The 24644-nt window shown below is 39.3% G+C and carries 25 protein-coding genes; 15 read left to right on the top strand and 10 right to left on the bottom strand.

Annotation, left to right across the window (positions count from 1 at the left end; translation table 11 throughout):
• Positions 1–147: 147 nt before the first annotated feature.
• From O0550_RS20130 to O0550_RS20140, 3 genes are read left to right on the top strand one after another with little or no spacing between them, the layout of a single operon-like run.
• Positions 148–537, top strand: coding sequence for a GntR family transcriptional regulator (locus O0550_RS20130; protein ID WP_101667428.1), 390 nt, complete (start codon positions 148–150; stop codon positions 535–537).
• On the top strand, positions 530–1414 hold the full coding sequence (locus O0550_RS20135; protein ID WP_101667429.1) for an ATP-binding cassette domain-containing protein: 885 nt from the start codon (positions 530–532) through the stop codon (positions 1412–1414). The genes O0550_RS20130 and O0550_RS20135 overlap by 8 nt, the downstream gene beginning before the upstream one ends.
• Positions 1404–2393, top strand: coding sequence for an ABC-2 transporter permease (locus O0550_RS20140; RefSeq protein ID WP_022585673.1), 990 nt, complete (start codon positions 1404–1406; stop codon positions 2391–2393). Before O0550_RS20135 ends, O0550_RS20140 begins: the two co-directional genes overlap by 11 nt.
• 282 nt (positions 2394–2675) lie before the next feature.
• Here the strand turns inward: O0550_RS20140 and O0550_RS20145 are convergent, their stop codons facing one another.
• Positions 2676–4472: a sigma-54 interaction domain-containing protein gene (locus O0550_RS20145; protein ID WP_258427163.1), complete on the bottom strand. Its 1797-nt coding sequence runs from the start codon at positions 4470–4472 to the stop codon at positions 2676–2678.
• Between the two features lie 261 nt (positions 4473–4733).
• Between O0550_RS20145 and O0550_RS20150 the strand changes: the two genes are divergently transcribed.
• Together O0550_RS20150 and O0550_RS20155 are read left to right on the top strand one after the other, a co-directional pair.
• Positions 4734–5654, top strand: coding sequence for a proline dehydrogenase family protein (locus O0550_RS20150; RefSeq protein ID WP_003344041.1), 921 nt, complete (start codon positions 4734–4736; stop codon positions 5652–5654).
• Between the two features lie 445 nt (positions 5655–6099).
• A complete protein-coding gene (locus tag O0550_RS20155) occupies positions 6100–6300 on the top strand; it encodes a hypothetical protein (RefSeq protein WP_003335469.1) in 201 nt (66 codons plus the stop codon).
• A gap of 147 nt (positions 6301–6447) precedes the next feature.
• Here O0550_RS20155 and O0550_RS20160 read toward each other — a convergent pair whose 3' ends face one another.
• Both O0550_RS20160 and O0550_RS20165 read right to left on the bottom strand, forming a co-directional pair.
• Positions 6448–6954 (bottom strand): GNAT family N-acetyltransferase, encoded by a 507-nt coding sequence (locus tag O0550_RS20160; protein ID WP_258427143.1) that lies wholly within the window; start codon positions 6952–6954, stop codon positions 6448–6450.
• 1 nt (position 6955) lies between these two features.
• Positions 6956–7414: a DinB family protein gene (locus tag O0550_RS20165; protein WP_258427144.1), complete on the bottom strand. Its 459-nt coding sequence runs from the start codon at positions 7412–7414 to the stop codon at positions 6956–6958.
• Positions 7415–7567: 153 nt separating this feature from the next.
• Between O0550_RS20165 and O0550_RS20170 the strand changes: the two genes are divergently transcribed.
• The 3 genes from O0550_RS20170 (at position 7568) to O0550_RS20180 (ending at position 10460) form a co-directional block, all read left to right on the top strand.
• A complete protein-coding gene (locus tag O0550_RS20170; protein WP_346659911.1) occupies positions 7568–7987 on the top strand; it encodes an acyl-CoA thioesterase in 420 nt (139 codons plus the stop codon).
• Between the two features lie 211 nt (positions 7988–8198).
• The gene (locus O0550_RS20175; protein WP_003344045.1) at positions 8199–9572 is read left to right on the top strand and encodes an MDR family MFS transporter; all 1374 of its coding nucleotides are present in this window, start codon (positions 8199–8201) and stop codon (positions 9570–9572) included.
• Positions 9573–9755: 183 nt separating this feature from the next.
• On the top strand, positions 9756–10460 hold the full coding sequence (locus tag O0550_RS20180) for an aspartate/glutamate racemase family protein (protein ID WP_096887975.1): 705 nt from the start codon (positions 9756–9758) through the stop codon (positions 10458–10460).
• Between the two features lie 129 nt (positions 10461–10589).
• Here O0550_RS20180 and O0550_RS20185 read toward each other — a convergent pair whose 3' ends face one another.
• Positions 10590–11498: a DMT family transporter gene (locus tag O0550_RS20185; protein WP_096887976.1), complete on the bottom strand. Its 909-nt coding sequence runs from the start codon at positions 11496–11498 to the stop codon at positions 10590–10592.
• A gap of 270 nt (positions 11499–11768) precedes the next feature.
• Here O0550_RS20185 and O0550_RS20190 point away from each other — a divergent pair, with 270 nt between their 5' ends.
• Entirely contained in the window at positions 11769–12440 is a 672-nt protein-coding gene (locus O0550_RS20190; RefSeq protein ID WP_258427145.1) for an NTTRR-F1 domain, read from the top strand.
• A gap of 680 nt (positions 12441–13120) precedes the next feature.
• The gene (locus tag O0550_RS20195; RefSeq protein ID WP_258427146.1) at positions 13121–13738 is read left to right on the top strand and encodes a zinc ribbon domain-containing protein; all 618 of its coding nucleotides are present in this window, start codon (positions 13121–13123) and stop codon (positions 13736–13738) included.
• Between the two features lie 94 nt (positions 13739–13832).
• On the opposite strand, the gene O0550_RS20200 is transcribed toward O0550_RS20195, so the two are convergent.
• Positions 13833–15464, bottom strand: a complete 1632-nt coding sequence (locus O0550_RS20200; protein WP_258427147.1) for a formate--tetrahydrofolate ligase — start codon at positions 15462–15464, stop codon at positions 13833–13835.
• Between the two features lie 324 nt (positions 15465–15788).
• Between O0550_RS20200 and O0550_RS20205 the strand changes: the two genes are divergently transcribed.
• Together O0550_RS20205 and O0550_RS20210 are read left to right on the top strand one after the other, a co-directional pair.
• Entirely contained in the window at positions 15789–16151 is a 363-nt protein-coding gene (locus O0550_RS20205) for a GIY-YIG nuclease family protein (protein WP_003335457.1), read from the top strand.
• Positions 16152–16351: 200 nt separating this feature from the next.
• Positions 16352–17617 (top strand): MFS transporter, encoded by a 1266-nt coding sequence (locus O0550_RS20210; protein WP_258427148.1) that lies wholly within the window; start codon positions 16352–16354, stop codon positions 17615–17617.
• Between the two features lie 235 nt (positions 17618–17852).
• Here O0550_RS20210 and O0550_RS20215 read toward each other — a convergent pair whose 3' ends face one another.
• Together O0550_RS20215 and O0550_RS20220 are read right to left on the bottom strand one after the other, a co-directional pair.
• Entirely contained in the window at positions 17853–19385 is a 1533-nt protein-coding gene (locus tag O0550_RS20215) for an ABC-F family ATP-binding cassette domain-containing protein (protein WP_258427149.1), read from the bottom strand.
• A 351-nt stretch (positions 19386–19736) separates the two neighbouring features.
• A complete protein-coding gene (locus tag O0550_RS20220; RefSeq protein WP_163246335.1) occupies positions 19737–20687 on the bottom strand; it encodes an RluA family pseudouridine synthase in 951 nt (316 codons plus the stop codon).
• 307 nt (positions 20688–20994) lie between these two features.
• On the opposite strand from O0550_RS20220, the gene O0550_RS20225 reads away from it, so the two are divergent.
• Positions 20995–21336: a hypothetical protein gene (locus O0550_RS20225; RefSeq protein ID WP_003335453.1), complete on the top strand. Its 342-nt coding sequence runs from the start codon at positions 20995–20997 to the stop codon at positions 21334–21336.
• A gap of 233 nt (positions 21337–21569) precedes the next feature.
• On the top strand, positions 21570–22400 hold the full coding sequence (locus O0550_RS20230) for a transglycosylase domain-containing protein (RefSeq protein ID WP_003344062.1): 831 nt from the start codon (positions 21570–21572) through the stop codon (positions 22398–22400).
• 99 nt (positions 22401–22499) lie between these two features.
• On the opposite strand, the gene O0550_RS20235 is transcribed toward O0550_RS20230, so the two are convergent.
• The 3 genes from O0550_RS20235 to O0550_RS20245 all read right to left on the bottom strand — a co-directional run bounded on the left by O0550_RS20235 (position 22500) and on the right by O0550_RS20245 (position 23993).
• Positions 22500–22814: a DMT family transporter gene (locus O0550_RS20235; RefSeq protein WP_003335451.1), complete on the bottom strand. Its 315-nt coding sequence runs from the start codon at positions 22812–22814 to the stop codon at positions 22500–22502.
• A 2-nt stretch (positions 22815–22816) separates the two neighbouring features.
• Entirely contained in the window at positions 22817–23164 is a 348-nt protein-coding gene (locus O0550_RS20240; RefSeq protein ID WP_258427150.1) for a DMT family transporter, read from the bottom strand.
• Between the two features lie 241 nt (positions 23165–23405).
• The gene (locus O0550_RS20245; RefSeq protein WP_258427165.1) at positions 23406–23993 is read right to left on the bottom strand and encodes a TetR/AcrR family transcriptional regulator; all 588 of its coding nucleotides are present in this window, start codon (positions 23991–23993) and stop codon (positions 23406–23408) included.
• 442 nt (positions 23994–24435) lie between these two features.
• Between O0550_RS20245 and yhfH the strand changes: the two genes are divergently transcribed.
• A complete protein-coding gene (yhfH, locus tag O0550_RS20250; protein WP_003344066.1) occupies positions 24436–24579 on the top strand; it encodes a protein YhfH in 144 nt (47 codons plus the stop codon).
• Positions 24580–24644 lie beyond the last annotated feature (65 nt).

Raw genomic sequence — 24644 nt, forward strand, 5'->3', positions numbered from 1 at the left:
TATGCAAGAAAAGAAGAGGTGTATGATGTGACTGTGCTTTTGGGCTGTAGTTGTGAAAGGGATTGACACCAAACACAAAAAGAAGTAGTGTATTAATTGTACTACATGATATAGTACACACCGAACTGTAAGAGGTGGTTGATTATCATGATTCTGATTAATGAACGAAGTCCTTCGCCCATTTATGAACAGATCATTCAGCAGATAAAAGAGTTGATTCTAAAAGGTATATTACAGGAGGGAGAAAAATTGCCATCGGTACGAGAACTGTCCGGCATGATTGTTGTTAATCCAAATACAGTGAGTAAGGCATATCAGGAATTGGAAAGGCAAGGAATTATCGAGACGTTGCGTGGAAAAGGAACTTTCGTCGCTAAGCAACAGGTTCCTCGGATGGAAACAGAGCGTTTGGATAAATTCCAGGCATCCTTAAAACAAATCGTTATTGAAGCAAGTTACCTAGGGATTAGCACACAGCAAGTACAAGAGTGGGTTGAGAAGTACATGTTAGAATTACGAGGTGATTCAAATGCTTAGTTTATATAATGTAAGTAAAGTAATTGATGAGGAAGAGATATTACATAACATTAGCTTTGAGATACCTAGGGGTGTGATTGTAGGTCTTGTAGGTCGTAATGGGTCGGGTAAAACAACCTTGCTGCGTACGATCATGGGAATTTTGGATACGGATGGGGGAAGTGTGGATCTGGATGGTCGCTCTATCCACCAGCACCCGGAGTGTAAAAAAGACATGCTTTTTGTTCCAGATTCTCCAGAAGCGTTGCATTTTTATACACCTGATGAATGCGCTAAGCTGTACAAAGCTATGTACCCTAACTTTGATTATGCTCACTATGTAACGTTGATGGAGCGCTTTAAGCTTCCAAGACGAAAAAAAATTCGTCAATTTTCTAAAGGAATGAAAGCTCTGGCGTCACTTATCTTAGCGTTCTCCTCAAAGGTATCCATGATTATACTAGATGAACCGACAAACGGAATTGATCCGATAGTCAAAAAACAGGTACTAGGCATGATTGTTGAAGAAGTTGCCCAACGTGAAGTAAGCTTTATCATTTCTTCACACCAACTTGAAGAGCTAGAAAGAATAGCTGACATGATTATCATGATCAAAAAAGGAAGTGTTGAAGCGACCACTTCGCAAGCAGATACTGAAGAGAGATTTAAGAAGTTTCAGGTGGTTTTTAAAGGAGAAGCTCCACAGACATTGCTTGACCTGCCGCAGGTATATCTTCTTCAGCAGGTAGGGCGTGTACATACCTTATTACTGGAGGATCCAACAGGCTCAGCATTAGCTCGATTACAAGAGGAACAACCACTCTTATTAGAAAAATTACCAGTTGATTTAGAAGATTTATTTATTACCAAGCTAGGTGGTGACGATTATGTTTCATAAAGCATTATGGCTAAAGGAATGGAAACAGAGTAAATCAATGATATGGTTGTTACCGTTTATTACCTTTCTGTGTATGGGCTTCACCCGTATGCAGAATACCTTATTTCTAACTGAAAACCAGGTTATCATGAATGTAGCTCGATTAAAAAAAGAAGGAGCAGAGTTTTTTTACTTTGCTACTAATAATTCAAATTATCTATTTGCTAGCTTTCCAGTACTGTTGTTGATTGCTTTGACATTGATGGGATCGGAGAGAAGAAGCCTAGTAAACGATTTTACTTTCTCTATGCCTTTTTCACGCAGAGATATATATTTGACCAAATGGATGCTAGGGGCATCAACGATTGTTATTAGTTTAGTATTGAATACTTTAATTGATATGATCGTTATCCTGGTTTCTCCATTCCAAGAATTCTTCATTTTGAAGGAGCATCTTTATCCTTTACTTCAGTCATCATTAGCTCTCATCGCTTTTTATAGCTTTGTCCTGATGATTGGAACCTTAGCGGGGGGAACAATGGTTCAAGCCATGCTGTCCCTAATCTTTAGTATCTTTCCTGTTGGAATTGCCTTCTTAACTAACGGGTTTTTACAAATGAATTTTGGCATCGAATTGAACTTTGACTTATTTCCAATCAATCTTATCTTGTTGACAAGTCCAGTAGTAGTAGTAAACATGTTTGGAAAGCTATCGTCACCTTTTTTGATTCCGATTTTGCATTTGCTTGTTACATTAGGACTCGGTATTTTCTTATATCAGCGCAATCGATTAGAGAATAATGGCAAAGTTATTATGTTTCCAGCGTTAGAGCCTGTGTTTTACGGGGGAGCTATTCTGTGCTTTGCCTTACTTGGTGGACTTTTTGCCTCAACTGTAATTGAAAAAGATTTATTTACGTATTACGCCGGTTTTATTTCTCTAGGGATTTTAGCAGCCATCGGGTCTTACTTTTTGCGAAATGCTCGGATTCGTATGTAGCCCACATGTAGAAGGGTAAGCTTGTTGCCATTCTGCAAATTTTTATTTTACAACCAGAATCAAAGCTTATGGTCGATAAATAGCGTCGTTTGGACAATTGTTTCCACTTTTAGGAGGAGGCTTGGTAGCGTTGGTGCCAAGCCTCGCTTTACTTTGTGGTAGCATGCTAGCCCTTTTCAAGGATAGGCGCTGTGATCCTACAACGTCACCTTTTGCCACAAAACAGGAAAAGTATGAAACGAAACATACGAGACATCAATGTGTCTTAGTGTAAGTGTAATGTTATTGTTTGATTGATTCCTCTACAAGTCCATACCTTCTCATTTTGTTATAAAGCGTACCGCGTGACATTCCTAGTAGCTCCGCGGCCGCTTTTTTATTTCCATAAGTGCGTTCTAATGCCTGTAATATTTTTATTTTTTCCATATCGCTCCCCTTTTCCAACCGAGCCGGTACATATTCGCTGTGTAAGCCATATATCTCAGAAGTAGTTTGGCTGCTGGCAGAAGGAGATACAGTGGCTGCTATATAGGCTGAAGACAGCTCTGTAGCTGATGAGCTACTGGATTTGGTCGGATGATCCGAATTACGTTCGTGAGCGTTCTTTAATGCGGCAGGAAGATGCTCCCAAGTAATGACTCCATTTTCTTGTAAAATGGATAAACGCTCAATGATGTTGCGGAGCTGACGAATGTTTCCGGGCCAATGATAGTCAAGGAGCGCTTGCATCACATCTGGCATAATGCGGGGCACTGCTTGATTATTAGCAAGAGAATATTCATGCAGGAAAATCGGAACCAATTCTAAAATATCCTCTGAACGTTCCCGCAACGACGGAAGCTCTAGAGAAAAAACATTTAATCGATAATATAAATCCTCACGAAAACGTCCCTCTGCCACCATTTTTTCTAGGTTTTTGTTTGTAGCCGCAATGATTCGTGTATTCACATAAATCGGTTCTGTTCCACCGACACGATAGAATTGTCGCTCCTGTAGGGCACGTAATAGCTTCGCTTGCAATTCTAGCGGTAATTCCCCAATCTCGTCTAAAAAAAGCGTACCTTCATGAGCCAGCTCAATCTTTCCAGGTTTCCCTTTTCGTTCGGCTCCCGTAAAAGCTCCCCCCTGATAGCCAAAAAGCTCGCTTTCAAATAAGGCGGCAGGAATGGCTGCGCAGTTAATGGCTACAAAAGATTTTTGACTGCGTTTACTTACCTGATGAATAGCCTGAGCAAATAGTTCCTTACCCACTCCGCTTTCTCCATATATAAGGACAGTAGCATCGGTTACGGCGACCTTTCGGGCTGTCTGCATAGCTGTTTGTAAAGCAGGCGAATGTCCCTTGATAGGGAAAAATGGATCAGTGGGAGCTTGGTAACGAGTCATTTCCTGCTGCAAATTGTGTAAATGCTCTGTTGTATTAGTTAATTCCTCATGCAGTTTGACTAATTCAGTAATGTCCTGCTCAATGGAGATGGCTCCAATAATCTCTGATGATTGAATGATTGGGGCTGAGTTAATCAAAACGTGTTGATTGGGACGCGGGATATGGTAGAGCCTTTGGACAGCCGATCCCTCTGATAATGCAATCTTTAAGCGAATAGATTCGCTAGCAAAATGGTTATCCAACGAAGTGCCCACAACATCTTCTTTTTTGATTTGATACATCTTTTCAGCTGCTGGATTCCAATAAACAACCTGATTAAAAGAGTCTACAATGGTGGTCGCCTCGCTCATAGTCGACAATAAAGTATGAAGGAGAGCTTCTTGATTGCTGGCGACAGTGCCAATGATCTCAAATAATTGACTAAAGGGCAGATAGCCAAGAGGCTTGCCGTCTGCGGAATCCAACACAAATAGCTTTGAGTGGATAGCTGGAGCTGTTAATTGCGAAAGAAAGCTAGATGCACATAAAAAGGCCTGCCATAGCGTATGTGAACTAGGAATGGCGCAATATTCAGGCAAGTAAGAATGCATGACATCCCCAGCAGTGTTAGATTGACTTGTCACATCCTCAGAGAAAGAAAGCGGTAACATACAAGCGGTTACCTTCATTTGTAACGAGAAGAAGGATTTCATGAGATCACCTGTGCTGTTTGACATTATGATTGATACTTTCACAAAAAGGACACTCTTTAATCATTAGTGTACATGATTTTGAACAAAAGTGTACATAAATGTCAAAATACTATGTGTTTTCATACGACGGGACACCAGAAAGGTTAGAAATTGACGATTTTATGAGATTTTTCCCGAACTCGCTCGATTGGCACGATGCTTGCTTGGTATATAAAGCAGAAAGTAAATGTACTGGTAAAGCAGCTTGAGGGGGATGTAATGATGGAACAAATCTTAAAGAACTTTTTCTTATTCCTTTCTAAAAATCAGGGATTAAATAAAGCGGCAAAGAAATGGGGGCTTCGTTTTGGCGCCAAACGTGTGGTGGCGGGAGAAACAATCGCAGAAGCCATTCGTGGTGTCCGTGAATTAAATCAAAAAGGGCTGGTTTGCACGCTGGATCATCTTGGAGAGTTTGTGTTTAGCGTAGAAGAGGCTAATGAATCCGCTGATTATTGCATGAAAACGATAGAAGCCATTTATGAATCTAAAGTGGACTGTAATCTTTCGCTTAAAATGACACAATTGGGCTTGGATATTAGCCGTGACTTATGTGTTGGCAACATGCGCCGAATTTTAGATACAGCCAAGCAATGTGGGAATATTTTTGTGCGCATTGATATGGAGGACTATGCTCATAATCAAGTGACCTTGGAAATCCTGCATGAACTATTACAGGATTATGATAATGTTGGCACTGTTATTCAAGCATACCTCTATAAATCAGAGAATGATGTGGAGAGTGTGAAAGATAAAAAAGTTAATCTACGTTTGGTAAAGGGTGCTTACAAGGAATCACCAGAGGTAGCGTATCCAGCAAAAGTAGATGTTGATGAGAATTACAAGAAAATTATTAAGCAGCATCTCCAAAATGGTAATTATGCAGCGATTGCCACACATGATGATGCCATTATTGCCTATGTGAAGCAATTAGAAAAGGAGATGGGTTTTTCGCGGGATCAATTTGAATTTCAAATGCTGTATGGTATCCGTCCACAGTCCCAGCTAGATTTGGCAAAAGAGGGCTATAAAATGCGTGTGTACGTTCCGTATGGTAATGATTGGTATGGATATTTCATGCGTCGTTTGGCGGAGCGTCCAGCCAATGTAGCATTTGTAATCAAGGGTCTATTTAGTCGTTAATCACGCAAGGCATGATAACTATAGGGTTGTAATATGATGTAAAAGCCAAGTTTATGCATAGAGATGAAAGCGGGTACAATTTAACCTGTGTCTATGCATGGAAGCTTGGCTTGTTTTATCTTTCGCGTGTTGAATAATGCAGATACATATCTTCCAGTAGATGGCACATGAAGTCAGTGATCAATTTTGCTATGCTTATATCACATCTTTTGATGGATTATCGGAAGCTATTAACAAATCCTGGAGGAGTGCGATATAATAAGGTTGGTTGTTCACGATGGCTGAATCGCTATTGGTTAACATGGTTTATAAGCTTCTGAGGTAAAATGATCAGAAGATACATAAACCAGTTTTTTATAAGAAAATTGAAGTTTTTTAAAGCAGGAAAAATGGGGTATAAATGTAGTATAATTATAATTATTCTAGTTGTGGGGAGAGAAACGAAATGGAGCTTACTGGTCAACGCTTGTTCGTATTATGGAGAACCTTTTCTCAACTTGATTTTCTACGTCAAATTAGAGGACGTGACATCCCGGATCAGTCTGTAAATGAATTAATTAACAAAGTGAAAAATTTGGATGAAGTGGAAGTATTACCGATTGATACGGAACAATTACGTGAAACGGTAATCAAACTTCGTAAATAAATAAAAAGAAGGATGCTTAGGTTGCATCCCCTCTATTTCTATTTCAGCATAGGATGTGTAGGCTATGTGCATACCCCTTGCTAGAAAATGAATCATAGATGAAAAACCGGCCTCTCCTCAAACAGGATAAGTCGGTTTTTCATTTTGTTATAGAAATTTTGCCATGCATAAGACCGGCTGCGTCAGCTTCCCTACTGAAGCAGTCACCTGCCGATACTGTTCGAAACCTAATTTTCCCCAAAAATCTAATGCGCGTTGATTGGAGGTGATGACACCGATATGTACGGTCTTTTTATCCAATGAACGAAAATACTCTTCTAGCATTAGATAGGCTTTTTTCCCGTATCCCTTGCCCTGATAGCTGGAATCTATCAGCAATAAACCAATCCAAGGTTTTTGGTCGTTTGGATTTTCCAACAGAATATGCGAGAGGCCAATGATTTTATCTTCGTACCGAATAGCTAGCCAATGACCGGTTGGATATTGGTTTGCGTCCTCATATTCTCGGCTTAGTTCAGCGAGAGTTAATGTAGGTTCTCCGTTTGTAAGTACATTATAGTTCGGATTGCTGTTATATATTTCAACGGCACGAGGCAGCTCCTGTTGCTCTAACGAATTGATCAGCAATTGATCCTGATAAAAGGATAGACTCATATTAGGATTGCGCTCCGTATTTTTTAATCCAGCCAATTTGACCAGCGTGATATCCTTTATGATAAAGTAATAGACCAAAGGCATCACGCGGGGGCATGACACCAATACGAGATTCGACTGGTTGATCCCAGCTTTCTTCCGGTAATAATTCCATTGATTGCAAGAGGAATTGGCTAGCGCGTTCCGTGTAATCCATCAAATCGTTTAGGTTAACCCAGACTCCTGTGTCTGTAACCTTGCCTAAGGTAAAGATGCCTTCTTCCTTAGCAGGTGTTTGGTTAAAAAACATCTGAGAAAAAGCATACTCTACCTCAGCGATGTGCCTGATAAGAAACCCGATCGAATTAGTGGCAGGAGGAAGTTTCCACGATAGATGTTCCTCACTGATTCCCTGCAATAAAGCTAGATAACGCTTTTGATGAGTAGCATGGTATTGTGGTGCTAATTCTTGAACAATCATGGGACACACCCTTCCTTAACGTATGGATACATAGCCTTGTCCTTTATTATATGAGATAATTTTTGAAATTTCACGCAAGCAAAAAAGAAAAATGTTCAAGCTCTACAAGAATCGTATATAATCAAAAAAAGGGAAAATAAGGAGGCTACAGACATGGCACATACCTTTGCTTTTACGGTTCGTTCTACAGAAGTTGATTTTATTGGTCATGTGAACAACGCCAAATATTTGGAATATATGGAATGGGCTCGCTTTGACTGGTTAATCGCTGAGGGATATACTATAGAGGAGCTACAGAGACGGCATATTTTCCCGGTAGTTGTGAATATGAATGTCAATTATCGAAGTGAGCTTGTCATGGGTGATGAGATTACGATTCACACTACCTTGGTTAACGTAGGCAAACGGAGCTTTGTCATCAAGCACGAACTGCATCATGAGAAGAAGGGTTTGGTCGCAGATGGCCTTGTTACAATGGTGATGATTGATCAGACTGAACGGCGTGCGGTTGAATTGCCTAATGAGTTAAAGGAGTTATTTCTTTCTATACAAAAAGAAGAATTGATACCCTAAGTAGTTGCTGCTACAAATTTGATTCCTTTTGGGGAATAATATTTGTGTGCTGTCTACCCTCCGCTATCGGGGGGTTATTTCTTTTCATATGAAAACAAAGGAGGGGAGTGAGCTGGAAAGAAACGATTGACAATTGTCTTTTTGTGAAACATAATCAACTATTATGTATAGAAAATAGCAATTACGTTTAGGAAGAAAAAGGAGTACGAATATGGTACGTTCTAAAAGAAGCATCCTGACCGCTTTGATGGTAACGACATTTTTAACAGCCATTGATACGACTGTAGTAACAACGGCAATGCCTGCCATCGCAAATGATTTGGGACAAACAACCCTCATTTCCTGGGTATTTTCCATCTATTTGCTAACAACGGCTGTTACGACACCTATTTATGGAAAGCTAGCTGATTTGTTTGGACGAAAAAAAATCTTCTTATTTGGTACGACTGTTTTTTTAACAGGTTCATTTTTATGCGGCTTGTCTGGCTCTATGACACAGCTCATGCTATACCGAGGTATTCAGGGCTTGGGAGCTGGAGCTGTTCAACCGATCACTATGACAATTATTGGCGATTTGTTCACACAGGAAGAACGTGCTAAATTGATGGGATTATTTAGTGCGGTATGGGGAGTAGCGGCAATCGTAGGGCCTGTAATTGGCGGTTTTTTCGTAGATTATGTGGCTTGGGAATGGATTTTTTATATTAATATTCCAATTGGACTTGTTAGCATCTTTATGATTTCAAAATATTTCAAGGAAGAGCTTACTCCTAAAACGGTTCATATCGATTATTGGGGAGCATTATTCTTCACTGGCAGTTTAGTTTCGTTCCTGTACACACTCTTAGCAGAGGGTGAGGGACAAGGGATTACTTTTAATGCTACAACCATATCCTTACTGATCGTCAGCCTTGTTCTATTTTGCATCTTTCTTGCTATTGAAAGACGCACACCAGAACCGATGCTTCCATTATCCTTATTTAAGCGTCGTTTAATTGCAACTTCGCAGGCTATTTCTGTTTTACATGGAGCTTTATTAATTGGTGTATCTGTTTATATGCCCAACTGGCTTATCAATATTGTTGGCTTATCCGCAACGCTTGCGGGGATTGTCGTTCTGCCATTATCTCTTGGCTGGCCATTAGCAGCTTCTGTAGGTGGACGTTATTACAGTCGCTTGGGATATAAATGGCTGGTGGCAATTGGTGGAGTTTTCTTTTTGATTGGTCAACTTCTCCTATCATTCCTTACGCCAGCAACATCTGTGTTCTATATTGGCTTCTTAATGTTTATTCTGGGACTGGGCTTTGGGCTGACAATGACTGCTATCACAATTGCAGTACAAAGTAGCGTCGTCTGGCGCCAACGTGGTGTCGCGACTAGTTCCGTACAATTCATGAGAACGATGGGACAAACTGTAGGGATTACGATGTTTGGTGCTGTATTTAATATGTATCTATTACAAGGACATATGGAAACTGGTTTAATCAAGGTTTTTCATGCTCTATTTGTAACAGCAATTATTGGGATGTTTGTAACGATTCTACTGCCGAAAAAAGCAGAGCAAGTAGAAGAAGAGCGCTAATCGAAAAAAGCAAGATCAATAAAAGGGCGATTCATGCCTTTCATGATCTTGCTTTTTTCTATGTAAACAGGCTTGTTTTGGTACAGTTCGTGCTTTGTGCTGTCTTCATTATCTTGTCAGTCTCAGGGCTTCATGATAAACTTGTCAAAATCTATCAAAAACGGGGAAGAAGGAGGATACAGCATGAAAACAATCGGTCTGTTAGGCGGTATGAGCTGGGAATCTACTACTGAATACTATAAGCACATCAATCAGATGGTGAATCAACGAGTCGGAGCTCTTGCGTCAGCCAAATGTGTTGTATACTCAGTTAATTTTGAAGAGATTGTTCAGTGTCAAAAAGAAGGACGTTGGGACGATGCTGCGGCTATATTAGGTCAAGCGGCACAGCATCTTGAGAAGGCTGGGGCAGAATGTTTGCTAGTTTGTACCAATACCATGCATAAAATTGCCAAACAAATTTCTGCCTCCGTTACCATTCCCTTTTTACATATCGCAGATGCCACAGCAGAAAAGATTCGGGAACAAAAGCTGCGGAAAATAGGATTGCTGGGTACGAAATTTACGATGGAACAGGACTTTTTTATTGAAAAGATGAAAGACCAGGGCATCGAAATTATTGTACCAGAGGAGAAAGAGCGAGATATTGTTCATCAGGTGATTTTTGACGAGCTTTGTAAAGGGATCATTACCAGCGCATCACGTCAAGCTTATCGGGAAATTATGGATTCCCTAGTGAAAGCGGGAGCAGAGGGGATTATCCTTGGGTGTACGGAAATTACCTTGTTAGTGAACGCAGAGGATGCAACTGTTCCATTATTTGATACTACGCGGATACACGCGGAAAAAGCAGTTGATTTTGCTTTGTCACAGGTGAATAATGAATAAATTCATCACCAGCGATAATGCTTATCGTGAGTGACAAGGTAAAAAAAGACCTTCCTTTTGTTAAAAAAGGGGAGGTCTTTTTTTGCAGAAATATGTGATTACTGACGGCGATCTATAAAATCTTGTGAATTACCTTTCAGATTTGGTAAGCTTTTTTAAGGGTAAGGAAATATTTTGAAAGCGTGTGAAGGAAAAGCACCCTAGAATGACAATTAAACTCCCATATACCTGAGTCCAGGTCATCTGCTCATCTAGCAGCAATAAGGCTAATAACGCCGTAAAAATGGGATTAAAATTAAGAAACATCCCTGCTGTGGTCCCGCCAAGCTGCTTAACCCCCATGTTCCAAAGCACCATGCTAATAACAGTCGCAAATACACTGATATACAATGTGCCCCAAATAAACTCAGCATTAAGATTAGTGATTGTAAAGCTATTGAAATTGAAGGGCAACAGCATCAAGACCCCGAAGAATCCAGAATACAAAGTGGACATTAGTGCAGAAACATCGCGCATAGCCCATCTCCCCGCTACAGAATAAAGCCCCCAGGTAGCTACAGCGGCTAACATCAAAAGGTCTCCAGAATTAAAGCGAAGTGACAACAGGGCATGCCAATCTCCCTTAGAGAGTACCAGTAGGACCCCTGTAAAGCACAGAATCATTGAGCCTATCTGTAAAGCCTTCATTTTCTCACGCAATAAAAGAAAAGAAAAGATAGCAATTGAGATGGGATTAAGTGTAGAGAGTAAGCCGACATTTGTTGCAGCAGTACGCTCTAGGGCCCAGAACATAAATAAATTAAATAAGACCACGCCAGTAGCTCCCATCAGGATGAGCGGTAAGATCGCCCTGCGAGGTGGTAGGAGGCGTTTTTCCACTAGGTAGACTACAGGAATTAATACAATGACGGCAATCATATAGCGTAAATTGGTTAAGGTCATGGAGGATGCATGGTTTACCAAAAATTTACCCACTACAAAATTGCCACTCCAGAGAAAGCTTGTAAAAAGTAATAGAGCGACATACATCGGTTTCATCTGCGTGATCTCCTACTCCTAACATTATCAGATTGTTACATTCTCTTTAAGAGATACATTTTGAGTGGATTCTATACCTATCACCAAGGGTTTGCTGAAACGGTAGAATCAACTAATGGCGATACTTAGTGAGTGATGTTGATAGTAAAGAAAGATCACCCCATTTGGTTTCATTCCAAAAGATTCAAAAGTCCTCCTTTACTAATGTGGAATTCTGTAATTATTCACCCTTTTCCTTCTTGCTTTTAAATACGCAGGTAAGAATCAAGTTTGCGTTCTTATTTTTACGACATAAATTTGATTCTTTATAACTTATTACATAATTTTTGTGCGTCGTCAGACAATAATAATCTATTCCATTCAAAATATGTGTTTTTATCTGATGGTACATGCCCTTTCAAAAATAGAAAATCACCATATAATGCAATAGCACCAATAATATTTATTATGAAAGTGGTGATTTATATGTCCTTTATCAATAGAATTGTAAATGGAGATTTTGAAACGGGAACCCTTACCCCATGGGGTTCTTCAAATGTATCCATTACTAACCTGCACAGTCACACAGGTAATTTTTCTGCACAATTACTCGGAGGTACGACTAGTAGTCTCTTGACTCAATTAGTACCGGTAGTACCCGGAGAGAGTTTTGAATTTTTTCTATCAATCGCAAAAACAGGGGGGTTGCCAAGCCCTCAGGTAGATATTTCAATCATTTATTTAAATATAGTTGCTCTCCCTGTTAGTATCGGTTTGAGTACGACAATTCCGTTTGATCATCTTCCTGATAACACGAATAATAAAAATTGGACTACCATTTACGAAACAACTTCAATTGTACCTCTAACGGCGATTGATGCAGTGGTTCTTATTAATAATGTTCCTTCTCCAGCAACTGCAGATATAGTAGTTGATAGCATCGCATTATTACAAACATCGTAACTGGACTACTATCTACGAAACAATTTCTGTTGTACCTGTAACGGCACTGAAGCAGTGGTTCTTATTAATAAGATTCCTTCTGCATCAACTTTAGATATAGTTGTTGATGGCATCGTATTATAATTACAAACTGGTGCAGGAGCAAAAGGTGTTACTAGCGACACTGGAGCAACCTGAGCAAAAGGTGCTACTGGAAGCTTAATAAATTTCTGAGTTTTTTGAGAATAAAACCAACACTAGCGGTCACAATTGTAAGAGTGGCCGCTTCCATTGTATATAGTCCTTTTACAAGCTATTGAGCCGAGAAAACCCTTGTTTTTAATCCATGAGATGGTATCGTCGCCGATTTCAAACTGATCTAGCTGTTTGCAGTATCCATAACATGGTGTAGTAGCTTATTAACTATAATTGGACCTATTACTGAAGTTCTCATGATGAATTACAACAAGCAATAGTGAAACTCCTAACCTGACATGATATAATTTTCTTGTTTATACATATTTTTGTGAAAATATAGAATAAATGTATAATCCATTTTAATAAACTTGGATTGTATTCCTATCTAGAAAAAAAGAAACGAGAGCAGGAAACGATATTTTTATCCCGAGACTAATAGCTTCAGCCAGCTAACAAGAGAGAAAAGTACTGTTTGCCAATCTTGACATCTTATTAGGAATGGAGTGCTATGCTTGTCTATTGCTGTAATTATGGGATTTATAACCGTTTTTATTGTACTAATTGGCTTACTTGTTTTTTTGATTGTTAGACAAAATCAATTACAGAAAGCGGCAGAGAAACAGCTACTTACTAGCTGTAAGGTTTGCCAAAAGCAGATTGCAGTAAAGGCTGAGATTTGCCCGCATTGTGGAAAACGGCTTAAAATGTCGCCAGTGATGGGGTGTCTTATTGTCCTTCTCATTTTAGGAGTGATGGGAGTAGCTACAATTGCTGTAGTTAATTTTACGATACCCGCAAATGGCACAAGTAAGCCAGCTAGTGTAGGTCGGTTATTTTGGGAAGAATCTATAGCGATTTACAATATGCTAGATAAAAAGATCAGCTACAATACCGGCACAAACTCTGAAGAATCACAATTTATTCTTGATTATATAGGTAAATATGGGATTAATAATTTAAACCCTGATGAGCTTACCATATATTCTTATGTATTGGATATTATTATGACTCATCAAGATCAGCAGGAGGGGGACACCGATGTGGTCCAGTCACCCAAATTTGTAGAGGCAAAATCGAAGCTAAAAGATATGTTTGGAAGTAATAGTATCAATATCAATTAGGGTGTTCTTGATTTTTTTATAGGAAAATCCCCCTTTACGTAACTAGATAAGTTATTCTTATCGTCTACGTAAAGGGGGAGTGCTTATCTACATTCTACATTAGTCCTGTTACTTGTCCATTCTTATCTAAGCGAATATGCTGAGCAGCAGGTACTTTTGGCAATCCTGGCATGGTCAACACATTTCCCGTAAGAACCACGATAAATCCAGCGCCGGCCGAGAGACGAATTTCACTTACATTCACTACGAAATCCGCAGGAGCTCCTAATAAGCTGGCTTGATCTGAGAAGGAATAAGGCGTTTTAGCCATGCAAATAGGCAAGTCTGACAACCCTAACTCTTCAATTTTACCTAACGTTTTCATGGCTGCTGGTGAAAAGGAAACATCAGAGCCACGATAGATTTCGGTCACAATCGTTTTGATTTTATCTGTTATGGGTTTGTTTAAGTCGTACAGGGGCTTATAGTGAGAAGGAGCTTCCTCCAGCACCCTAACTAGCTTCTCAGCAAGTTCCACACCGCCAGCACCACCATCTGCCCACACATTTGAGACTGCCACTTCGATACCGAGAGTCTGACATTTTTCTTTGACAAAAGCGACCTCTTCAGGAAAATCTGTTGCAAAATGATTAATCGCTGCTACCACAGGCACACCAAATTTTTGTAAGTTTTCGATGTGACGCTGCACGTTAGCAAAACCGGCTTCCAAAGCAGGCAGGTTGACTTTTTGCAGCTCGTCTTTTGTTACACCTCCGTTATATTTAATTGCTTTTACAGTAATGACTAGTACAGCAGCCTGAGGTGTGAGGCCAGCTTTCCTGCATTTAATATCAAAGAATTTTTCAGCACCAAGATCAGCACCAAATCCAGCTTCTGTTACTACATAATCGGCTAGCTTCAGAGCAAGTTTGGTACCAATTACACTGCTGCAGCCGTGAGCGATATTGGCAAAAGGCCCACCATGCACAATGACAGGAGTTCCTTCAGTGGTTTGTACGAAGTTAGGCTTGATTGCTTCTTTTAAAAGAACAGTCATAGCATCGATAGCTTCTAATTGCTTAGCTGTTACTGGGTTATCATCCAGGTCATAACCGATAATGATCTGACCCAGACGTTCTTTTAAATCTTCCAAACTTTCGCTTAAACAAAGGATGGCCATGATCTCTGATGCTGTAGTGATCATAAAGCCGTCTTCACGAACTACGCCATTCGTATCGCCTAATCCAACTACAATATGTCGGAGTGAACGATCGTTCATATCGAGTGCTCGTTTCCAGACGATTTTGCTTGGATTAAGTCGTAGTGAATTATGTTGAAAAAGGTGATTATCAATAAGGGCGGATAATAAATTATGCGCTGCTGTAATGGCATGAATATCGCCTGTAAAATGTAGATTGATTTCTTCTGCGGGTAGTATTTGAGCATTGCCACTGCCTGTAGCTCCGCCTTTCATCCCCATGCATGGCCCTAGTGAAGGCTCGCGTAAGGCGGCTATTGTTTTTTTACCAATATGATTTAGTGCCTGAGAGAGTCCAATAGTTGTCAGTGTTTTACCTTCTCCAGCAGGTGTAGGGTTCATGGCAGTCACTAACACTAATTTTCCATCTGCTTGATCCTTTCGTTTTTCCCATGCATCTAATGATAGCTTAGCCTTGTATTTCCCATACAGCTCCAGATCATCCTCAGTAATACCTACGTGATTTGCAATTTCTACAATCGGCTTCATTTGCTACCTCCTGTTCCATTAGGTGATATTCTGTCCATCCCCACCATTATAGCTCCTCTGTAGGTAAGGAGAAAACGAAATTTACCAATAAAGGGAGAAGCAAAGTGTTTTTCCCCGCTAGTAGACGATTAACTTGCTATGACAACAGTAAGCTGATGAAAAAGGAGATGAATGAAAAGAAAGAATGGGGAACATAAATCAATAATCACATTTAGTTATAGACAAAAACATCTAATGTCTATTATTATATAAACAAATAAAAAACATGTTTGATTTTAGGTGAAGGTATTTCTGACAGCCATATCTTACACAGAAAGGAAAATTATGATGTCTACAAGCAGAAAAGCGGAATTAAAACGCCAATACAAAGAAACCAAGCCAGTGGGAGGAGTATATCAAATTAAAAACATCCGCAATCAAAAAATATTTGTAGGAAGTACGCCTAATTTAAAGATGATGAACGGTCGGTACTTTCAATTAAAAACAGGTACTCATCCAAATAAACAGCTACAGCAGGAATGGAATGAATATGGAGAGGAAGCTTTTATTTTTGAGGTTTTGGAGGAGCTAAAGGAAAAGAAAGAGGGATATTTTGACCCTGCTGATGAATTAAACAAGATGTACGAAAAGTGGTTAGTCAAGCTACAACCTTATGGGGAAGCGGGTTATCATAGCACAGCACAATAGGAGCTGAAGCGTGGTTTTTCGCTAATTGGAGTCCCCCTTGAGGTAGTAATAGGGGTACATTTTTGCTTAAAGTTTTTTCAGAGAAGAAGGCGTTCTGTAGTTATACCAGTAGCTTTTTACGAATAAAAATTTTCAACAGGGGATGAATGGAGATAGCAAACTGTGACTATCTCTTTTTTCTTTCAAAAATAGGGGGAAATATGGTGGAAACAATAAAACAACCGCATATTTTTTCACATACGTTTATACGCGTTATTCTCTTATCAGGAATTTTTCTACAGATTGGTACGTGGGTTCGTAATTTTGCTGTCCTTCTCTACGTCATGGAGATTACAAATAATGACCCGTATATCGTCTCTTTGATATCAGTGGCAGAGTTTGCCCCCATCTTTATTTTTTCATTTATTGGCGGGACATTTGCTGATCGCTGGAGACCAAAGCGGACAATGGTATGGTGCGACATATTAAGTGCCATTTCTGTATTTTGTGTATTGGGAACGCTAATGTTTGGATCGTGGAAGGCTATTTTTTTTGTTACATTGTTTTCTGCGATTTTATCGCAATTCTCACAGCCGTCTGCCATGAAGCTGTTTAAACAGCATGTACCGGCTGAACAAATGCAGGCCGGAATGGCTATGTTTCAAACCCTGGTAGCAATTTTTATGATTCTTGGTCCAGCGATTGGAACAATGATATATCAAAGCTTCGGCATTACAATTTCTATTGGAGTAACAGGGATTGCCTTTTTATTATCGGCAGCCGTCCTGTATCAATTGCCAAAAGATCAGCGTCCAGAACAGAACCATGGTCAAACAAGCCTGCTCCAAGAAATGGAGGATGGTTTACGGTATGTATGGTCTAAATTTGTCTTACGCCGGTTAAGCATGTGTTTTATAGGAGTGGGTTTGGCTGTAGGTCTTATCCAGCCATTAGGTATTTTTGTAGTTGTAGAACAATTAGGATTACCGAAAGAGAACTTGCAATGGTTGTTCACAACGACGGGGGCAGCTATGCTCCTTGGAGGGGCAGTGGTAATGACTCTTTCAAAAAAAATTGCACCACAAAAACTACTTGCATTGGGGCTTTTGAGCAGTGCATTTTCCGTATGTGGTATTAGCCTTACGCAAAGCTTTTGGATTGTGTTGATCTTTCAATTTGTAAACGGGTTATTTTTCCCCTGTATTCAAATTGGGATTAATACCATGATTTTGTTTTCCTCTGAGCAAAAATTTGTGGGAAGGGTAAATGGAGTTCTGAGCCCCTTATTTTCAGGAATGATGGTCGTAACAATGAGCTTAGCAGGGGTGGTTAAAGAGGCCGTTTCTTTACAAGCAAGCTATCAAATTTCCGGACTATTATTCATAATAGCCGTCTGTGTAGTGATTCCTTTATTTAAAATGCAGTTGCAACAACAAGCAGATACCAGTGAGATAGTAGTAAAGCAAGAAGGGGGAGTAGAGAGTTAAGTCCTAACGGGAAGCTTCAAACGAGCGTACAAATTTTGCGACTTGAAGATGTACATCGTAGCTAATCTCAGTGCTGTATCTTCTTCAGCAATTAACGTAGTGTGAACGTTTACCTCATGGAGCGAAGCAAACGTCTCGTGTAATGATCTAAGTCAAATAATTGGCAATGTTCAGCTTAATGATAAGAAAGGTTTCAACGGAGGGTATACTCCCGTTGAAACCTTTTCTTTTGCGCTTAGGACCAATTCTGTACTCGCCAGATTTGCGTAACCCAGTCTTCATAAAACGCAGGCTCATGAGAAACAAGCAGTATTGTACCCTCATATTGTTTGAGTGCCTCTTTAAAAGCCTCTTTTGCCCCAGTATCCAAATGATTCGTCGGTTCATCTAACACGAGTACGTTGCTGTTTGTTAGCATAAGCTCGCATACTCTGACCTTCGCTTGTTCTCCACCGCTCAATGAGCAGACCTTTTGCCGAATATGCTGTTCACTAAGACCGGATCTTGCTAGCTCCTGTCTTATTTCCTTTTGTGTTAAATCAGGCCGTAATGACCACACTTGCTCAAGTGGTGTTTGATTCGAAGCCGATCCTTCTTGTGAAAAATATGCTGGTTTTACTCGTTCTCCAATTCGTACACTACCACGTAACGGTTGCAGATATCCTAGCAATGTGCGAAGCATGGTAGATTTACCTATACCGTTATAGCCTACAATTGCGATTTTTTCACCTCGGGTTACTCGTAAATCAATTGGCCCCAATAAAGGCTCTGTATAGCCGATTTGTAAATTGCGGGCTTCTAAAATCCGGCTAACTGGCTCCGAATGAATGTGAAACATAAAGCGTGGCTGCATGGAGGAGGTGGGTTTCTCCATTCGAGCTATTTTTTCTAATGCCTTTTCACGACTCTTTGCTTGTTTAGCCTTGCGAACACGATTTTTTTCAATAAAATTCTCTAGTCTGGATATTTCTTTTTGTTGCCGTTCATATGCATTGTGTAGTTGTTGTTTATTTTGGGCATAGCTTGTTAGGAAAACATCATAGTTACCTGTATATCGTTTGATTGTCTGATGCTCTAAATGATAGATGGCAGTTGTGATTTCGTTGAGGAACCGCTGATCATGTGAGACCACAAGAAAGGCATGCTTATAGCTTTTTACATAATTAATAAGCCATGCAATATGTGCGTCATCAAGATAGTTTGTTGGCTCATCCAGTAACAAAACATGGGGTTCTTCTAATAAAAGCTTTCCTAGCAAAAGCTTTGTTCGTTGGCCACCGCTGAGCGTTTCCACATCGCGATCCATACCAAGCTCATAAATCCCTAGTCCAGAAGCAATTTCTTCTATTTTGGTTTCTATCTGATAAAAGTCAGAGTGATCCATAATACTTTGCAACTCACCATAGCGAGCTAACAATCGTTCAAGATTATCTTTAGGGGTAGCCATTTCCTCTGTTACTTGAAGTAGCTTTTTTTCTATCTCATACAGATGGGCAAAAGCTCCTTGTAAATACTGCAAAATGGTTGTGCCAGCCTGTAAATGAATATGCTGCTGTAGGTAACCGATTTTGAGATGAGAGAGCCACTTCACTGTCCCTGAATCAGGGAGGAGTTCCCCTGCTAAAATGCGAAGGAGAGTTGATTTTCCCGCTCCGTTGCTGCCAACTAGACCGGCATGCTCTCCTTGAAGTAGTCGAAAGCTTATATTTTGAAAGATAATGTTATCGCCATACATCTGTGTAACATTTTCAACCGCTAATATGCTCATTACGTATTCTCTCCTTATTCTTTCACATGGAAAGCCAACGAGAGAACAGCATGATAAAAACAATATTCAATTAGCTGAACATAAAAATGGGTAAGGCGAATATACCTTACCCACTACCCAATAATGTTAGAAAGAAAGGAATAAGATTTTTTATCTACTGTCCTCAGATTGGCTTATGAAAAATGGGCAGACTTCTCCCGTAGTAAGCCTAATCTCTTAGAAGAACAGTCGATAAAATCATCATATCCTTTTCTACACCTCATTAGCATGTTAGATTTTTATACACTTACAGTATATGTAAATGTTTATTGGAATGTCAAGCAACTAGACCGGTTTTGCTTACTTTTCGTGTTAGACTTCCTTCTTAAATGGATGAAAAAAAGTCTTAGGAATATCTGTTTCAAAACGCAGCAGTTCACCCGTACTAGGATGCACAAAGGCTAAGACTCGTGCGTGTAGCCCTAATCGACCGATTGGCTTAGATTTAGCGCCGTATTTCTTGTCACCTACTATAGGGTGTCCGATATCTTCCATGTGGACGCGGATTTGATTTTTCCGGCCTGTTTCTAGTTGGACTTCCAGCAAGGAGAAATTCCGATCAGACTGGAGCACTTTATAGTGAGTAATAGCATGCTGTCCATCATTTGGACGGTGACTGGAATACATTTTTAATGTACTACTTTCTTTTAGCCAGGATGAAATCGTTCCCTCTTGCTTTTTCACATTACCTTCCACAAGGGCAACATACAAGCGTTCCTTGACACTGTCTTTCCAGGAATTTTGGAGTGCCTGTTGAACCCGTTCACTTTTAGCGAACATCATAACGCCAGATGTGTCTCGATCTAGGCGGTGCACAACGAAAATCCTATTTTGGGGATTCTCAAGACGAATATAGGCCATTAATTGACGATAGACAGTTAATTCCTTCTCTTGCGGTGAAGCAATTGATAGCAAGCCAGCTTCTTTTTGGACAACAATAACATCAGCATCTTCATATAAAATTTTGATGCCAATCATCGGAGGCGTTTCCGAAACCTTCTTATTCTGTAGACAGACCGTTTGCCCAGGGTGCAATACATGGTTATGGGTTGTCACAACTTTATCGTTAACTAATACCTGACCACGTGTTAACAGGGACTTAATGGAGTTACGGCTGAGATTTGTAATATGCTGTAATAAAAACGGTAGTAATTCAGACGGTTCTTTTACCGTATATTGTTTGGCTGGAGCTTGATTTTTACTGGTAAATTTCCTGTTGTTTTTCGTAAAGTGCTGTTTGGGGTGGTTCCTTCTATTATTCATGAGACAAACCTCTTTCTTAGAAACTACGATACACGCTACACGAAATTGTAACCGATAGCTTCTATACTAACAAATAAAAAACAATCCACCAAGCAGAACCGAGCAGGGCAGGTATTCCAGGTGAGGAATGAGAGATAATGAGAAGAGAAAGTTAGCGAGTATCAGGGTATATTTGGAAAGGGATTCTTGCGAAAACGTCTGTTTGGAAATAATTACTACTTGATAACATTCGTGCTTTTTTCTTTCCCTGTCTTCTTCATTTTTGTTATAATGGTGCTTAAGCCAATTAAGGGAGTGTTACAAAAAGATGGATGCATTGTTTGACCAATTGAAAGAATATCTAAACATGGATACAGAAATCTCTTTCCTTGAATTTGATAAGTATTATAAAGACGTATTGGTATTTTTAGATAGTGAATGGAAAAACTTGAGCGAAGAAGATACCATGCGTATGATCTTCATTCTTGATAACTTAAAGGCAAACAGCGAAGAGCGCTCTAAGCGTAAAGGGAAAGAAGCAAAGAAATTCGCTAAAATTGCTGAACGCACAAACATTTGGGCTCAAGTAATGATTAAACGTATGAAAGAATTCGGTTTAAACGACGAAGAAATCGGTAAGCGTTACGAGGAAATTTACGAAGCTGTGTAGGTATGCGCTTTACCCGAGTAGTTTATTAAGGCCTGATTCCTTATGGGAGTCAGGCTTTTTTCTGTTATAGTACCCAACTATAAACCAAGAAACCTTACAAAAATTTAAGGTTTCTGTAAGACTTATCAATAGGTAATGGGAAGATTGTTGAACTACAATTAGGTTACAACGAGGCAAAAGTCGAAACATGTCAAAGAAAACAACGTCCTATAAATAGAAAGGAGGCAGCAATCATGAATCATGTCTTACAGGGAACTGCACAACCGTTAAAAAAGAGCAAGCCTAAAGCCCGACGTACACGTGTACCAAAGTGGTTAGTAATATTGTTGATTGCTGCGCTTTTTTTCCAGATTATTGCATACTCTATTGTAACTATAGCCGGTTCTTATTTAATAGACCAACAGATCTTAAGTAAGACGGTAGGAAGTAGTTTAGGAGGCAAAGGGACGTATGTTGCTACAGATGAGATGCCTGCTTATCTGAAGGACGCTTTTATTGCGATTGAAGACCATCGCTACTATTACCATAAAGGAATTGATTACATTGCATTTGGACGAGCTTTATGGATTAATACGATGTCAGAAAGCAAGCGGCAAGGCGGAAGCACGATTAGCATGCAACTAGCTAGAAATTTATTTTTAACAAATGAGAAAACCTATACACGCAAGCTAAAAGAAGCCTTCATTGCGATGAATTTAGAACGCCAATATTCTAAGGATGAAATCCTAGAGATGTATTTAAACAATATCTACTTTGGTCATGGAAAATATGGCATAGAAGCAGCAGCACAATATTATTTTGGTAAAACGGTACGATTACATGATCCAAAGCTAAAAACAATTAATGAAAGTGAAGCAGCAATGCTTGCAGCCTTACCAAAAGCACCAGAAAATTATTCACCAATCAAATATCCTGATAAGGCAATGACTCGGCAACATGTGGTATTAAGCCGAATGAAAAAGCTAGGCTATATCACAGAAGAGCAGGAACAGAATTTTTTGAAGCAAAAAATAAATGTACCAGCAACAGGAAATGAACTTTCCAGAGCCGCCTCGCAGTCTTAAGCTGTCAGGTCCCCACTGGTAATAAATCTGATTTTAAATAAAACAATAGCCTTCCATGATGGGAAGGCTATTGTTGCTTTTACTCGATAGGACTGTAGGTTAAGACACTGCTTTGAGTCCAGTTACACCGATGACAATGATGATGAGGCTTATAATACGTCCTATGCTCTTTGACTCATTGAAAAAAATCATATTCACTAGTACTGCACCGGCTGTTCCCACACCAATCCAAACGGCATAGGCTACACTTAACTGAAGATATTGAAGAGCTGTGTAAAGAAAGGCAAAAGATGCACCGAACCCTCCAAAGAAAAGAGCGGTATTTATCAAAGTTTTATTTGTACTAAATCTCTTTAAGCCTATTACTCCCATTAATTCAAATATTGCCGCTAGAAAAACAAATAACCAACCCATAATTAAGCAGCTCCTTTCCCTTGTGTGTTTCCGCCTTTATTGTCTGCAAGCTTTAATGAGATCACGCCAATGACTAGAAGCCCCATAAATAGACCTTTTGCCAAGCTGAATATCCCTTCAAAGATAAAAATATCCATAAGGGCAGTGCCTACTGTACCTGCTGCTGCGAAAATAGCATAAACTGTACCCGTTGGTAATGTTTCGCATGCTTTAGAGAGTAGATAAAAATCTGCAATAATAATGACAACCACAATAGCCCAATGCCACCATGCTGCTGCCACGTTAAAAGCATAAACCCAAAGCAATTCGAATAAACAAGTTAACATGACATAAATCCAAGCTCTATTCATAAACAATCATTCCTTTTTTTAAATGGTAAATCACTCATTTCAAAATGCTCGGTAAAAGCACAAAGAATTAGTTACGTAATCGGCCTCTTCTTCATGTACTTCTTTGCTTTTATTGTCTGTAGGTTCTAATGAAATTACACTTAGAATGAAGAGTCGCGTAACGGTTATGCTTTATCACTAAGAAATGAATGAATGTCAGTCATTTTTGTCTTAAAAAAAATATGGCACATACCTGATAGCTTTATTTACTTTGTAACAGTGATCTCTTGATGAAGTTATAGGTCTCAGCCTTAACTATATCCACAGTATCTTCCTGATCACGCCCTATATAAAATCGTTCAGCCGCATTCTCAACAAGGTTAATAATCATTTTTGCCATTCGCTCGATATTAATATCACTGATAATCTCGTTATCGTTTATGGCTTTGTTTAAGATAACTTCAAACAAATGATAATAGGGACGGTATATCGCTTCCCATTTCTCCATTGAATGGTCGATGGCAAGACCGGAATAGCAAAGGACAATAATGTCTTTGTAAGAATCGGTTATGTGAAAGGTTTCGTCAATCACAACCTCTAAGACGTCCCAAAAGTTTTCTTTCCCTTGAATATTTTCTTTAATTCTTTCTAAAGTGATGGTGAGAAGATTATCTGCAATGGCTGGAATTAAGGCTTTCTTAGACGAAAAATATAAATAGAAGGTTCCTTGTGCAACTCCTGCTTTTTGTACGATATTTGAAATGGAAGTCTTATCGAGTCCTTTTTCTGAAATGACGTCAATAGCAGCTTTTAAAATTTTATTGTATTTATCGTCAGAAGTGTTAGCTATGTTGATTACCTCCCTTTCAAAAATGAATGACTATCATTCATTATATAGAAACCTTACTATAATGTCAAAAAATCAAAGGCATCCATGTTAATCTATTACGTCATGACGGGAGAAGAGGGCAGGTTCAAGCAAGTTTTCATTTAGACGCTACACAAAAAATTAGTAAGCACGAATTCATTTTTCCTTTCCTTCTAGGTGTAGTAACCTGTTGTTTACCCAGTCCTTTTCAGCACTGGATATTATTTCTTGTATTATAACAGTGTTATTTAGTAAAAATAGTATTAATACAGAGAAATAAAGAGTATTCGAGAGATAGGGTAACCAAATACCGGATAATCGCTGTAAAATGTGATATAACAAGATTTTTTATTTAGAGACTGTTGTAGTACAATAAAATCAACAAATGACAATTGAAGCACGAAAACATACGGAGGCGATTAACATGGAGAAATTGACTCATTTCTTTGCTACATTGGGACCAAAACAATGTGAATGCTGTGGTCAACCGATTGCAGAACAAGCCGAATCCTATATGTCCGAATGCTTGGAGTGCTCCGAGAAGAAGTACATCATCGTAGAAGCTTAATCAATTTGCAATAAAATACTCTTTTATGGAACCCTTTCTTTTCTCCCTATACACACCCTTTCTTA

Origin of the sequence: Brevibacillus halotolerans, from assembly GCF_026891775.1 — a bacterium.
Lineage (GTDB): Bacteria > Bacillota > Bacilli > Brevibacillales > Brevibacillaceae > Brevibacillus_B > Brevibacillus_B halotolerans.

Coding starts and splice junctions, on each gene's coding strand:
- O0550_RS20130 (WP_101667428.1), top strand. CDS start 148: ATGATTCTGATTAATGAACGAAGTCCTTCGCCCATTTATGAACAGATC.
- O0550_RS20135 (WP_101667429.1), top strand. CDS start 530: ATGCTTAGTTTATATAATGTAAGTAAAGTAATTGATGAGGAAGAGATA.
- O0550_RS20140 (WP_022585673.1), top strand. CDS start 1,404: ATGTTTCATAAAGCATTATGGCTAAAGGAATGGAAACAGAGTAAATCA.
- O0550_RS20145 (WP_258427163.1), bottom strand. CDS start 4,472: ATGAAATCCTTCTTCTCGTTACAAATGAAGGTAACCGCTTGTATGTTA.
- O0550_RS20150 (WP_003344041.1), top strand. CDS start 4,734: ATGGAACAAATCTTAAAGAACTTTTTCTTATTCCTTTCTAAAAATCAG.
- O0550_RS20155 (WP_003335469.1), top strand. CDS start 6,100: ATGGAGCTTACTGGTCAACGCTTGTTCGTATTATGGAGAACCTTTTCT.
- O0550_RS20160 (WP_258427143.1), bottom strand. CDS start 6,954: ATGAGTCTATCCTTTTATCAGGATCAATTGCTGATCAATTCGTTAGAG.
- O0550_RS20165 (WP_258427144.1), bottom strand. CDS start 7,414: ATGATTGTTCAAGAATTAGCACCACAATACCATGCTACTCATCAAAAG.
- O0550_RS20170 (WP_346659911.1), top strand. CDS start 7,568: ATGGCACATACCTTTGCTTTTACGGTTCGTTCTACAGAAGTTGATTTT.
- O0550_RS20175 (WP_003344045.1), top strand. CDS start 8,199: ATGGTACGTTCTAAAAGAAGCATCCTGACCGCTTTGATGGTAACGACA.
- O0550_RS20180 (WP_096887975.1), top strand. CDS start 9,756: ATGAAAACAATCGGTCTGTTAGGCGGTATGAGCTGGGAATCTACTACT.
- O0550_RS20185 (WP_096887976.1), bottom strand. CDS start 11,498: ATGAAACCGATGTATGTCGCTCTATTACTTTTTACAAGCTTTCTCTGG.
- O0550_RS20200 (WP_258427147.1), bottom strand. CDS start 15,464: ATGAAGCCGATTGTAGAAATTGCAAATCACGTAGGTATTACTGAGGAT.
- O0550_RS20205 (WP_003335457.1), top strand. CDS start 15,789: ATGATGTCTACAAGCAGAAAAGCGGAATTAAAACGCCAATACAAAGAA.
- O0550_RS20210 (WP_258427148.1), top strand. CDS start 16,352: ATGGTGGAAACAATAAAACAACCGCATATTTTTTCACATACGTTTATA.
- O0550_RS20215 (WP_258427149.1), bottom strand. CDS start 19,385: ATGAGCATATTAGCGGTTGAAAATGTTACACAGATGTATGGCGATAAC.
- O0550_RS20220 (WP_163246335.1), bottom strand. CDS start 20,687: ATGAATAATAGAAGGAACCACCCCAAACAGCACTTTACGAAAAACAAC.
- O0550_RS20225 (WP_003335453.1), top strand. CDS start 20,995: ATGGATGCATTGTTTGACCAATTGAAAGAATATCTAAACATGGATACA.
- O0550_RS20230 (WP_003344062.1), top strand. CDS start 21,570: ATGAATCATGTCTTACAGGGAACTGCACAACCGTTAAAAAAGAGCAAG.
- O0550_RS20235 (WP_003335451.1), bottom strand. CDS start 22,814: ATGGGTTGGTTATTTGTTTTTCTAGCGGCAATATTTGAATTAATGGGA.
- O0550_RS20240 (WP_258427150.1), bottom strand. CDS start 23,164: ATGAATAGAGCTTGGATTTATGTCATGTTAACTTGTTTATTCGAATTG.
- yhfH (WP_003344066.1), top strand. CDS start 24,436: ATGGAGAAATTGACTCATTTCTTTGCTACATTGGGACCAAAACAATGT.